Raw genomic sequence first — 11,602 nt, forward strand, 5'->3', positions numbered from 1 at the left:
GGTGGTGGCTGGTTCCCCGCGAACTACCGGTGCTCGAATGACCTGGTCAACGCGGACCAGGCGGAGGGGCGCCAGAAGTGGGCGAAGCGCTATCAGCAACAAAACCCCTATGGCGCCACGGCATGGGGCGGGCTGGACATGCGCTTCTGGAATTCTTCCTACTCCATGGAGGCGTTCAACGCGGCGGCGGCGGGTTACTGGCTGTACCCCGTCTACGTGGACCCCAACAACATGTACTCGCCTTGGAAGGGGCCGGGTGCGTCTGGGACGCCGACGGCGTCGTACACGGGCGCGCAAATCCAGAACAACGTCCCCTATACCTTCAAGCCCGCGCACATCCAGATGGATGGCCTATGCGAGCCCGGCTGCTACACGCCGGACCAGAAAATCCTCCTGTCCGACGGAGCCATGGGCATCCGCGAGGCCCTGGAGTCCGGGCGCACGGACCTGGTGACGCTCTCGCCTGGGGCCTCGTTTGGCGCGCTCGCCTTCATGAAGAACCGGGTCGAGCACTACACGCTGGACCGTGACGCCACGGAGCAGGAAATCCTCACCTTCCGTACCCGCTCCGGCGGAGCGCTGCGTGTCACCACCGAGCACCCGCTCGTCACGCCGGACGGCACGCTCAAGCGCGCCCGTGAACTCGGGGTGGGTGACAGCCTCGTGGATCGCCACGGCCAGGCGGATGAAATCGTCTCCCTGGACACGAAGTGGGAGTACACCCGCGCCTACAACGTGCGGCCGGCGACGACGGACTTCACGTCCAACATCATCATCGCCCAGGGCTACCTCAATGGCTCGCAGCGCTTCCAGAGCGAGTACGTCGACGAAATGAACCGGATGATTCTGCGCGGCAACGTGCCGGACATCCTCGTCCCCGCGGGCGAATAGCGGCGGATGCCCTGCCGGGCCCGGAGCACCTTGCAGGCGGCTCCGTGCCCGGCGCGTCAACGACGCCTCACATGCCCATGGGCTCCATGCCCAGGATGAGAGAGCCATTCTGGGTGAAGAGGGGCCAGTTCTGGGTGGTGCCGGACCAGCTGGCAATCGTCACGCGCCACGTCTTCTTGAGGAACCAGAAGCCGACCCGGACCCAGAGCTTGATGTTGCCGGAGAGCGCGGTCAGGTTCAGGTTGGACCGGAGCGTGTAGTCGAGCGAGTAGAACGGCCAGAACAGCTCGGCGAAGGCTGGCAGGCTGACATTGACGAGGACCAGGTTGCCCTCGACGCCAACCCCCGCGACGATGATATCCACCCCCGCGGACGCGGTGGCGTTGGCCCAGCCTCCCGCGGCGGTGGTCAGCCTGGCGATGGTCGGGCCCACCTGCCCGGAGACGGTCAGCTTCACGCCGCCGCCCACGGACGCCGCCACGGAGACTGGAACCGGTCCCACCATGAACCGCTTGGAGACGGAGAAGAACGTGCGGCTCCAGTTGATGGGCGTGATTTCAAAGCTGGTGTACAGGTTTCCGGACCAGATTTGCTGGCCCATGGCGTAGAGCCGGGCGGTGCCGCTGTTGTTTCCGCCCTGCTGGCCGGTGAGCTCCGCGCGGCCCCGGACAATCTCTCGCTCCGCGCCAAACGCCACGGCGAAGACCTTGCCGTCGGCATAGGCCTCGACCTTCTTCTCCGCGACACCTGTCGCCGGAGACGCCGTCATCGCCGCATCGATGATGTAGCCCGCACCGAAGAGGCTGTTGCCGAAGTCATTCTTCCGGTAGTAGCTGCGGCTGAAGGGGGTGGTGCCGTTGGATGGAGGCGTGACTTCCGTCGCCACCACGACCGCGGGCTGCACATTCTCGATGTGTGCCTCGGGAATGATGCCCTGGTTGATGGTGATGTTCGGGCTGCCGTCGACCGGGTCTGTCCCCAGCTCGCCGCCCGTCCGCGCGAGCTCGTCATTGATGATGATTTGCTGCTCGGTCGCCGAATACGAAGGTGAGAACGGGTACGTCGATTCCCAGGGATAGTTGTTGTTGAGCTGATAGCCCGTTGGGTAGGTCGTGGCGGGAAAACTATCCGGGTTGACCGTGTAGATGACCGGGTCGACATACGCAGGCACCTGTGCCTGCGCGGCCTGCGAAGCCACCACTGCGAACAACAGCGCTGCGAAACCCAAAGTCGCTTTCGGCTTTTGCATGTGCGGTGTCCTTTCGGGGGCAGTCAAACAGAGCCCGAAATCAAGAAGGCTCAGTACAGGCATGTCACTGCGAGTGTCAATCGTGCCATACCCATAGAGGATAGGTTTTGGACGGTCGCTGTGTGCAGGGGGATGGCTGTTGTCTGCCTTGAGGCGGCCAGCCCCTAGGCGAACCCCCCTGATGCATGCTAGCGATTGGCGCCATGCGCCCCGTACCGAAGCGTCGTCAAGCCTTGTCGCTGGCAGCCCTTCTTGTCTTGGGACTTTCCGCTGCATGGTGGTGGAGCCGGACGGAGGCGGCCATCCCCAATCCGGCTTCGGAACCCTCGCGCGCGACTGCGACGCTTCATCCGTCCCTGTCGCAGTCCGAGCCTGAGCCCGCGCGCGCCAGCGTGGATGGAACGCGGGCCTGGGTGCCGGGCTCGGAGTACCGGTATTCGCTGGATGTGACGCAGCAGGTGGCGTTCAAACAGACGCAGCCGCAAGGCGACGCGCCGCCGTCCATGCGCTTTCACCTCAAGGGCGAGTGGCGAGTGGGCATCGTCAGCGCGAACGACACGCGGGTCGATGCACGGGTGAGCCTGCTGCCTGAGAATGTCTCTGTCGACGTCGAGGGGCATGACGCGCTGTCACCGGACCAGCGGCAGATGCTGATGGGGAGCCTCTCCCTCCCGTTCTTCGTGACGCTGGAGCGCACGGGGGCCGCGCGGCTCGTCCACATGGAGACGGGCACGGACGTGCTGGCCCAGGGACTGCTCCGCTCGGTGGTGGCGGCGACGCAGTTCGTGGTGCAGGGCGTCCCCGGAGCGGGCTGGCAGAGCGAGGAGCACGACGCCACGGGCCAGTACGACGCCGCGTACCGGCGCGTGGAGGAGCCGCTGCACTTCTCCAAGTCGAAGCTGGCCTATACCCATGTGGCGACCGCGCAGGGCCTTCAACCGCTCGCGAAGGACAAGCTCCGCATCGAGGTGCGCACCGATTCGCGGTTCCAACTGGGCGCGGACCTGTGGACGGAGGCGCTGGTGGCGAGCGAGCAACTGGAGGTGGACGCGGGAGACGGCATGCCCCGGGCGAGTCACGAGCTGCGGCTGCGCTTGCGGCTGCTGGGGCGGAGCCGGGACTCCTCGTTGCCGGGTGCGCTGACCGCGCTGCGAGACCGCCTGACCACCGTCCCATTGGCCAGCATCCAGGGCCAGGCGCAGGACCCGCAGGCTCACCACCGGCAGATTCTGGGCGGGCGCCGCTTCGAGGACATGCTCGGGGACCTGCGCGCGCTGCCCAAGGACGAGCAGGCGCGGGACGACGCGAGGACCCTTGCGATGGAGCGCCTGCGCGCGCTGTTCGTGCTGGAGCCCGCGGAGGCCCTGAAGGTGCCAGGGGTGCTGCATGAGGGGCTGGAGCCGCTCGCAGCCAGCCCGATGTTGGGCGCGCTGTCAGCGGCCAGCACGACCGAGTCGATTCAGGCCCTCTCCCGCATCCTCGAGGATGGCGACGTGTCCGTACCGGTCCGTACGGACGCGGTCGCGGCCCTGGGCATGGCGGAGGCGCCCACTCCGGAGGGGGTGGAGGCGCTCCGGGCGCGCGCCCGTGACACGCAGCCGGAGCTGAGGGACACCGCGACCCTGGCGCTGGGCAACGTGGCCATGCGGATGGGGGCCCAGGACGCACGGGGCTCGGAGGCGCTCGTCCAGGAGCTGGGCGCGCGTTTTCGTTCGTCGAACTCGGTGGAGGAGAAGGCCCTGTTGATGCGGGCGCTGGGGAACACACGGGACGCCCGTGCGCTCGGCTACATCGAAGAGGGGTTGCGCGAAGCAGCCCCCCAGGTGCGGCAGGCCGCGGTGGAGGCGCTCCGGTTGCTGGTTGACCCGGCGGTGGACCCGCTCCTCGCGCAGCGGCTGCTCGGGGACCCTTCGCCGGAGGTCCGGAAGGCCGTCGTCTTCGCCGCCAGCTTCCGTCCGCTGGGCCCGCTCTTGCCTGCGCTCGAGCAGGCGCTGCGGGGGGACCCATCGGACGGGCTGCGGGCGGAGCTCGTCCAGTTCCTGGGCTCCCGGGTCACCACCACGCTCGAAGTACGCCCGCTGCTGGCCTGGGCCAGTCAGAACGACTCCAACGCCAGCATCCGGCAGGCGGCCCTGGGGTTCCTCGAGGCGGTGTCCGCCAATACCGGCCCCTGAGGCCCTCCGCCTTCTTCCGGCCGTGAGTCGCGCCCCGTCGCGCCGGAAACCGGTGCAGGGCGGCTCAGAAGCGCGCGCCCAGGCTGAGGTCGGCGCTGAAGAGGTTTCCGACGTCCGCGCTGCTGGGGGCGAAGTCCCGCGCCACGAGCACGCGGTAGGTGGCGCGCAGGCCGGCGGTGACGCCGCTGTACCGGTACTCGAGCCCGGCGGCGAGTGGCACCTCCGCGCCCCAGCCCTTCTCGAAGGCGGTGCCCACGTCCATGGGCGTGGGGTGGAAGTAGCTGACGCCCGCGCCCGCGCCGATGAAGGGCTTCCACTGCGAGAAGAGCGTGGGGCCCACCTTGGCCAGCAGGCCGCCGTTGTGCCGCCACAGCGTGCCGCGCCGGGGCTCCGCGTAGCCGTTGGCGGAGCCCTCGTAGCCCAGCTCCAGGCCCACGCCGGAGACAATGGGGACTTCCCCCAGCAGGGCCAGGAACGCGCCCACGCCTGTCTCCCTGCCCACGTTGCCCGACCAGGTCGTCACGCCGCTGCGCACCGTCAGGCCGGAGGCCCCGAAGCCCGGGGCGGGCTGCGCCTTGACGGCGCGGGGCGTCTCCGCGACGGCGGGACTGGCGAGCAATGCCGCCGCCAGGGTGCCCGTCCCCCATCCACAGCGCCTGTTCATGAATGCCCCCTCCCTTGTCCGCCGGGGTGCTTCCCGGTTCTTGGGTGGAACGTTGTTGCCGGACGGGAAGGTCGGGAACCCGGCGCATCGGGGATGGGCAGCCACACCGGAAGGCCGGGGAGGGGATAGAGTCCGCGCCATGAGCGCGCCGAACATCCGCCGAGCCGTCCAGTTGCTGCCTGCCTGCGCCACCACCGGAATCGGGAGCTTGCCGCACACGCAAGTGGAGCTGGGGCTCCAGGCCGCGCTGGCCCTGGACATTCCGTTCCTGCCGCAGTTGCCAGTGGGCAAGCCCTCGGAGTTGATGATTCCCGCGGCCCTGGAGGGGCTGCCGGGCCTGGCCTTCGATGAGGAAGGCCTGTGTACGGTGGACCTCGCGGCCTGGCACGCGGGGCGCGCTGCCTTCGAGGCGCGGCTGGAGGCGGCGTTCCAGTCCGGCCAGTTCGAGGCCTTCGAGCCCTCACCCGAGGCGTGCCGGGCGTGGCGGCCCTTCCTGTGGGAAGTGGAGGCGCGGAAGCTGGCCTTCGCGAAGGCGCAGCTCGCGGGTCCCTTCACGGTGCGCTCGGTGGCGCGCACCACCGACGGACAGCCCGCGCTGGAGGTGCCGGGCCTGGATGAGGCGATGTACCGGCTGTCCCTGGCGCGCTCACTGGCCATGGTGAAGGCGCTGCGCCGCGCGGGCACCACGCCGCTGTTCTATCTGGATGAGCCTGGGCTCTACGCGCTCCAGCGCACGAATCCCCGGCACCTGATTGCCATGCAGGAGCTGAAGCTGCTGGTGGTGGCCTTGCAGCGCGAAGGCGCGCTGGTGGGCCTGCACTGCTGCGGCAACACGGACTGGGCCGCGCTGCTGGACGTCCAGCCGGACCTGCTCTCCCTGGACGTGCGGCTGTCGCTGGACGCGATGGTGGAGGCGGGGGCCGCGCTGGAGCGTTTCCTCGCCGCGGGCGCGACGCTGAGCCTGGGCATCATCCCCACGGACCTGGCGTCCACCTACGAGGTAGGAGAGCTGGTGGACTCGGTGGAGGCCACGCTGAAGGCGGCGCTGCCCGCCGGCTTCACCTTCGCGCAGGTGGTGTCCACGGTGGTGCTGACGCCCGCCTGCGGGCTGGCGATGCGCTCGGTCATCGACGCGGAGCGCATCCTGGAGGAGCTCAAGGTGGCGCAGCGGCGGCTCCGGAGCGCGCTCTCCGCCGAGCGTCCCTCCGTTGACACCGTGAATCCCCACTGAGCGGCCACGGCCCCGGTCCTGGGCGGGCCCGTCCCGCCGCGATGCTTATTGTGTCGCGGGGGTTTTGGGCCATGTTGGAACAGCGAATCGGGACATGGTTGGAGCTGCAGGACGCGCTCTTCGCCGGGTCGTGGAGCGAGGTGTTGGGGCGTCACCGGTCCACCTTTGTCTTCCGTGGCATGCCTCAGGTGACCAACGACCTGTCCACGGCGCTCAATCGCAAGGGGCTGTTCGTGCGCAAGGAGAAGGACCTGCTGAGGGCCTTCCGGAAGTACGCGCGGAGCTACAGCCCGCAGCCCGTGGAGTCAGTCTGGGACTGGCTCGCCCTGGCCCAGCATCATGGGCTGCCCACGCGGATGCTGGATTGGACCTTCAGCCCCTATGTGGCGCTCCACTTCCTCACCGAGAACCCGGAGTGGTACGGAGAGGACGGCGCGGTGTGGTGTGTGGACTACCGCCAGACGAATCGTCACCTTCCCAGGCGGTTGAAGACGCTGCTCCAGCGAGAAGGCGCGGATGTCTTCACGGGGGAGATGCTGGCCACGACGGCGTCGGACCTTTCGACCTTCGACCAGCTCGCGAAGCACCCGTTCGTGCTCTTCCTGGAGCCACCGTCGCTGGACGCCCGCATCGTGAATCAGTTCGCGCTCTTCTCGGTGATGAACGGGCCCGAGCTTCGCCTGGACACCTTCCTCGAAGCCCAGGCGGATGGCGTGCGCAAGCTCATCATCCCCGCCGCGCTCAAGTGGGAGGTGCGCGACAAGCTGGACCAGAGCAACATCACCGAGCGCGTGCTCTTCCCTGGCTTCGATGGACTCAGCCGCTGGCTGCGGCGTTACTACGGCCCACGTGCCTCCGCGCACGCCTCGGACGCGCCCCCGGAGCGCAAGCGGCGGCGCGTGACGAGGTGAGTGGGCCTGGCGGTCCGCCGCCGAGCTCGGCCTGCGCTCAGCGACGGCACGCCCGTGTGTCAGCGGACCGTCACTGACGGCCGAGCCGAAGCTCGCGCTCGGCCTGGAACCAGTCCTGCTCGGAGTTGCCGTGCGTACCGCCCCGGGCCAGGAAGACTTCGTAGGCCCGGCGGGCAATCTGCTCGTTGGTGGGGCCGGGGCGCGACTCCGGAGCCTGCGGCCTGGTTTGGGCCGAGGGGGCAGGCGGCTTGCTGGAAGATGGCCCCGTCTGCTTGTTGGCGGTGTGGCGTGCCATGCTCGGATTCCTCCGGTGGAAAGAGTCCGCGGAGATTGGGGCGCGTCGATGCTGAAAGGAACCGGCATGCGGGGGGCCGGGGTTGTCAGTGCGACAGGAGGACTGCCTCTGTGTCGAGCGACGGACAGGCGGCGGATGCGGGGCCGACGTGGGGGCCTTCAGCCGCCTGGCAGCACGCCCGCTTCCAGCGCGAGGTCGAGCGCTCGCTGCATCGCGGTGCTCATGCCGAGCTTCCCCGCGTCATCAGGGGCGCACCAGCGAAGCTCCTGGAAGGCGGGCGTGCTCGCGGGCCGGCGCGGGCCGGAGACGCGCAGCAGCCGAAGCGAGAGGTCTCGGTGGGTGAGCTGCCGCTTCACGGTGCCCAGCGCGCCTTCCAGAATCACGTCGACGCCCAGCGCTGCGGAGAGCCGGGCACGGGCTTCGCTGTCCGGCGCGTCGTCGGCGATTTCGGCGGCCGGCAGCTCCCACAGGCCTCCGAAGAGTCCGGCGTCCGCGCGGCGGGCGAAGAGGAGGGTGCCGGCATGGGGCCAAACGGCGACGGCCAGCGTCAGCTTCTTGGGCGTGGCGCGCACCTTGGCGGGGGGCAGCTCGTCCACGCGGCCCTTGCGGAAGGCGACACAGGCTCCTCGCACGGGGCACAGCAGGCAAAGCGGGTTCTCTGGCCGGCACGTGGTTGCGCCGTGCTCCATGAGGGCCTGGTTGAAGTCACCGGGCCGCTCGCCCTTCACCAGCGCGGTGGCGAGTGCCCACAGCGTGGCCTCTCGCTGGCGGTCTCCTGGAAGTCCTTCGACCTCGAAGATGCGAGAGAAGACGCGCGCGACGTTGCCGTCCACCAGCGGTGCTTCTTCGCCAAAGGCGATGGAGGCGACCGCGCCTGCGGTGTAGCGGCCGAAGCCGGGCAGTTCGAGCAGCTCCGCGGCGGTGGACGGCAGGGTGCCGCCGAAGCGCGCGACGACTTCCTGTGCGGCGCGGTGCAGGTTGCGGGCACGGCTGTAGTAGCCCAGGCCCTTCCAGCCCGCGAGCACGTCATCCAGCGGTGCCGAGGCCAACGCGCGCGCCGTGGGGAATCGCGCGAGGAACCGCTCCCAGTAGGGAATCACCGTCGACACCTGGGTCTGCTGGAGCATGACTTCGCTCAGCCAGATGGCATATGGGTCCCGGGTGCGGCGCCAGGGCAGGTCGCGCTTGTTCCGGTCGTACCAGTCCAGCAGCGGCCCACGCACGCTGGCCAGGTGCGCCCGCTCGGGTGAGACAGTGGCCGCGAGCGGCGCGGAAGGGGCGCGCCTGGCGCGGGGCTTCCGTGCGGGTGCTTCATTGGACGGTGCCGCGGCCGTGGCGGCAGCTCGCGTCTTCGTGACGATGCCTTCGCGCGGCACCTGCGCGTCTTCTGTCGCGGGCTTCGCGCGGGGGGCACGGGGACTGCGGGAGGTCATGCGTCCTTCTTCTTTGAAGCAACCGCCATGCGGCGGGCGACACGGTCGAACAGGGAAGGCACCCACCGGTTGGCCACCACCATCACCCAGCCGGGCAGCGTGAGCACGGTGTCGCGCCGTCCACTCCGGCTCGCACGAACCATCGCGTCGGCGACTTCTTCCGCGGACATGGCCTTCAGCGGAATGGCGTCCTGTCGCCAGCCCTCCGCATGGAGGCGGTTCTCCCGGAAGTCGCTTTCGGTGAAGCCGGGCGACACGAGCAGCACCTGGATGCCCTCGGCGGCCAGCTCCGCGCGCAGCGACTCCGTCATCGCATTCACCGCGGCCTTGGACGCGCAGTAACCGCCCAGCAGCGGCAGTCCCCGGTGGCCCAGCACGGAGCTGACGTTGACCACCTGGGCGCCACGCCGCTTGCGCAACAGCGGCAGGGCCTCGCGCGTCACGCGCCACAGACTGAAGACGTTCAGCTCGAAGACCTGCCGGAGTTGCTCCTCCCCAACGCCCTCCAGCGGTCCGTAGAGACCTTGGCCCGCGTTGTTGACGAGCACATCCAGCCCACCGAAGGCGGCGTCCGTCTCGCGCATCAGCCGCGTCACGTCGTCGCCCACCGTGACGTCGCACCGCACCGGCAGTGCCCTCACGCCCAGTGACGCCACTTCACGGGCCGCGTCCTCGAGCTCGGGAAGCCGGCGCGCGGCCAGGACGACATCCGCGCCCGCGGCGGCGTAGGCCTTGGCCGCCGCCCTGCCAATGCCTCCGGAAGCCCCCGTGATGAGGACCACCCGGCCCTTGAAGGGTTGGGTCTTCATGCCAGCGCGCACCATACCTTCCCGGTTGCCTGGGGGGACTGTCTTTCAGCGACCAGCGGGGGCCTGTTTCCTCGCCTGTTCCCCTTCTGGTGGAGCGGGCGAACGCCTAGGATGCGCGCCTTCATGCGGCGCCCCCCTCTCAGCAACGACTTCTCCTGGTCCAAGAGCCGCCACGAGAAGTTCTCCGAGTGCCTTCGCGCGTACTACCTCTACTACTACCGCTCCTGGGGCGGCTGGGAGGCGAGCGCGCCCAAGGACGTACGCGAGCTCTACGTGCTGAAGAAGCTGGGCAACCGCTACACGTGGGCCGGCAGCGTGGTGCACGAGAGCATCAAGGACGTGCTGTTGGACTGGCGCGCGGGCCGCGAGGTGGACCCGGCGGCGGTGGAGGCGCGCACGCGCAAGCTGATGCAGGACGACTTCCGCCACTCGCGCTCGAAGAATTACTGGTCGCAGAAGTACCGCAAGCAGTTCACCGGCCTGGTGGAGCACGAGTACGCCGAAGCCGTGCCGGACGAGGCGTGGAAGCAGAACTGGGAGACGGTGCGCTCCGCGCTGTCGTGGTTCTTCTCCTCGCGCTGGAAGGAGCTGGCGCACAGCCTCAAGCCCGAGCAGTGGCTGGAGGTGGACGCGGGCTTCGACTTCGCCCACTTCACGCTGGATGGCCTCAAGGTCTTCGCGATTCCCGACTTCGCCTTCGTGGACGCGGACGGCACGCCGGTGGTGGTGGACTGGAAGACGGGCAAGTCGCGCGACGGGTACGACGAGCAGGTGCTCGGTTACGCGCTCTACGTGGCCCAGCGCTACGGCTTCCCGGTGGAGAAGGTGCGCGCCTCGCTCGTGTACCTCAACGAGGGCAAGGAGCAGGACGTCGCGGTGGACCCGGAGGCCATGGCCTCCTTCCGCCGGCACTTCGAGCAGAGCGTGGCGAAGATGCGCTCGCTGCTGAAGGACCCGGCCACCAACACGCCGCTGGACGCGTCCGCGTTTCCGCCCACGGAGTCGCTGACGTCCTGCGCGCGGTGTGTCTTCCGCCGTCCCTGCGGACGCGAGGGCGCCGCGCCCGAAGCGCCCCAGCCGCAGCAGGTGGCCTGAGCGCCTAGCGCGCCGACGCGAGCCGCCGCACCACCACGCCCGCCGCGTTCATCCCGAAGCAGGACGTGACGAAGGCCACGCTGCCGTCAATCTGAGTGCGGTGGTCGCAGGTGTGGAACTCGTTGTCCTGCGGGCACACGCACAGGAAGCCGTCGGTGGCGTCGTCGTACTGGAGCGTCACCGGCAGCCGCCGCGCTTCGATGGAGTACACGGCCGTGATGCCCGTGTGCTTGTCCGTCTCCACCGCGTACTTGCGCTTGAGCAGCTTGCGGATGTCCTTGGCGAAGGGGTCCATGTGCGTCTCGGACAGGTCCTCCACGCGGATGGCGGTGGGGTCCAACCGGCCCGCGGCGCCCATGGAGCTGACCACCGGCACGCCCAGCGTCACGCAGCGGTGCAGCAGGTGCAGCTTCGCCTTCACGTTGTCGATGGCGTCCACGACGAAGTCGTACTGGCCCGGCTGGAGCATCTGCTCGGCCACGTCCGCGCGGTAGAACTCGCGCACCGCCTCCACCTTCGCCGCCGGGTTGATTTCCTGGCAGCGCTGCGCCATCAGCTCCGCCTTGGGCTTGCCCACGGCCTTCACCGTCGCGTGGAGCTGGCGGTTGGTGTTGGTGACGCACACGTCGTCATGGTCCACCAGCGTCAGGTGGCCAATGCCGCTGCGCACCAGGCCCTCCGCCGCGAAGCTGCCCACGCCGCCCAGGCCGAACACCACCACGCGCGCGTTGGCCAGCCGCTCCATCGCGGAGTCGCCCAGCAGGCGGCCGGTCCGGTCGAAGCGCCGGGAGAGCTTGAAGGGACGCGCGAGCGAGTCCGGGGCGGTGGGCGGAGTCTCAGGGGCAGGGGC

Annotated in this window: 10 protein-coding genes and 1 pseudogene; 5 read left to right on the forward strand and 6 right to left on the reverse strand. The window is 69.2% G+C overall.

Going from position 1 to position 11,602, the window contains the following annotated elements:
• A pseudogene (locus tag FL344_RS38790) lies at positions 1–891 on the forward strand (hypothetical protein); the annotation flags it as partial.
• A 67-nt stretch (positions 892–958) separates the two neighbouring features.
• Here FL344_RS38790 and FL344_RS36785 read toward each other — a convergent pair.
• Complete coding sequence (locus tag FL344_RS36785) at positions 959–2,140, reverse strand: hypothetical protein (RefSeq protein WP_141593350.1); 1,182 nt, start codon at positions 2,138–2,140, stop codon at positions 959–961.
• 257 nt (positions 2,141–2,397) lie between these two features.
• Between FL344_RS36785 and FL344_RS36790 the strand changes: the two genes are divergently transcribed.
• A complete protein-coding gene (locus FL344_RS36790; protein WP_228565633.1) occupies positions 2,398–4,314 on the forward strand; it encodes a HEAT repeat domain-containing protein in 1,917 nt (638 codons plus the stop codon).
• Between the two features lie 64 nt (positions 4,315–4,378).
• Here FL344_RS36790 and FL344_RS36795 read toward each other — a convergent pair whose 3' ends face one another.
• Entirely contained in the window at positions 4,379–4,978 is a 600-nt protein-coding gene (locus FL344_RS36795; RefSeq protein ID WP_228558419.1) for a hypothetical protein, read from the reverse strand.
• A 139-nt stretch (positions 4,979–5,117) separates the two neighbouring features.
• On the opposite strand from FL344_RS36795, the gene FL344_RS36800 reads away from it, so the two are divergent.
• Together FL344_RS36800 and FL344_RS36805 are read left to right on the forward strand one after the other, a co-directional pair.
• Positions 5,118–6,209 (forward strand): hypothetical protein, encoded by a 1,092-nt coding sequence (locus tag FL344_RS36800; protein ID WP_141593348.1) that lies wholly within the window; start codon positions 5,118–5,120, stop codon positions 6,207–6,209.
• Positions 6,210–6,280: 71 nt separating this feature from the next.
• Positions 6,281–7,120 (forward strand): FRG domain-containing protein, encoded by an 840-nt coding sequence (locus FL344_RS36805; RefSeq protein WP_194863396.1) that lies wholly within the window; start codon positions 6,281–6,283, stop codon positions 7,118–7,120.
• Positions 7,121–7,190: 70 nt separating this feature from the next.
• Here the strand turns inward: FL344_RS36805 and FL344_RS36810 are convergent, their stop codons facing one another.
• The 3 genes from FL344_RS36810 to FL344_RS36820 form a co-directional block, all read right to left on the reverse strand.
• Positions 7,191–7,415, reverse strand: coding sequence for a DUF2934 domain-containing protein (locus tag FL344_RS36810; protein ID WP_141593346.1), 225 nt, complete (start codon positions 7,413–7,415; stop codon positions 7,191–7,193).
• 158 nt (positions 7,416–7,573) lie between these two features.
• Positions 7,574–8,848: an A/G-specific adenine glycosylase gene (gene mutY / locus FL344_RS36815; protein WP_228565634.1), complete on the reverse strand. Its 1,275-nt coding sequence runs from the start codon at positions 8,846–8,848 to the stop codon at positions 7,574–7,576.
• Positions 8,845–9,672 (reverse strand): SDR family oxidoreductase, encoded by an 828-nt coding sequence (locus FL344_RS36820; RefSeq protein ID WP_141621788.1) that lies wholly within the window; start codon positions 9,670–9,672, stop codon positions 8,845–8,847. Before FL344_RS36820 ends, mutY begins: the two co-directional genes overlap by 4 nt.
• Positions 9,673–9,768: 96 nt before the next feature.
• Here FL344_RS36820 and FL344_RS36825 point away from each other — a divergent pair, with 96 nt between their 5' ends.
• Positions 9,769–10,752, forward strand: a complete 984-nt coding sequence (locus FL344_RS36825; RefSeq protein ID WP_141621789.1) for a PD-(D/E)XK nuclease family protein — start codon at positions 9,769–9,771, stop codon at positions 10,750–10,752.
• A gap of 4 nt (positions 10,753–10,756) precedes the next feature.
• On the opposite strand, the gene FL344_RS36830 is transcribed toward FL344_RS36825, so the two are convergent.
• Positions 10,757–11,602, reverse strand: an 846-nt coding sequence (locus FL344_RS36830) for a ThiF family adenylyltransferase (protein ID WP_228565636.1), incomplete at its 5' end; no start/stop codon positions are given.

This window comes from Myxococcus sp. AB036A (assembly GCF_006547355.1).
GTDB lineage: Bacteria > Myxococcota > Myxococcia > Myxococcales > Myxococcaceae > Myxococcus > Myxococcus virescens.

What these genes read in the sequence shown, in the direction of transcription:
- FL344_RS36785 (WP_141593350.1), bottom strand. Translation starts at nt 2,140, where the DNA reads ATGCAAAAGCCGAAAGCGACTTTGGGTTTCGCAGCGCTGTTGTTCGCA.
- FL344_RS36795 (WP_228558419.1), bottom strand. Translation starts at nt 4,978, where the DNA reads ATGAACAGGCGCTGTGGATGGGGGACGGGCACCCTGGCGGCGGCATTG.
- FL344_RS36800 (WP_141593348.1), top strand. Translation starts at nt 5,118, where the DNA reads ATGAGCGCGCCGAACATCCGCCGAGCCGTCCAGTTGCTGCCTGCCTGC.
- FL344_RS36805 (WP_194863396.1), top strand. Translation starts at nt 6,281, where the DNA reads ATGTTGGAACAGCGAATCGGGACATGGTTGGAGCTGCAGGACGCGCTC.
- FL344_RS36810 (WP_141593346.1), bottom strand. Translation starts at nt 7,415, where the DNA reads ATGGCACGCCACACCGCCAACAAGCAGACGGGGCCATCTTCCAGCAAG.
- mutY (WP_228565634.1), bottom strand. Translation starts at nt 8,848, where the DNA reads ATGACCTCCCGCAGTCCCCGTGCCCCCCGCGCGAAGCCCGCGACAGAA.
- FL344_RS36820 (WP_141621788.1), bottom strand. Translation starts at nt 9,672, where the DNA reads ATGGTGCGCGCTGGCATGAAGACCCAACCCTTCAAGGGCCGGGTGGTC.
- FL344_RS36825 (WP_141621789.1), top strand. Translation starts at nt 9,769, where the DNA reads ATGCGCGCCTTCATGCGGCGCCCCCCTCTCAGCAACGACTTCTCCTGG.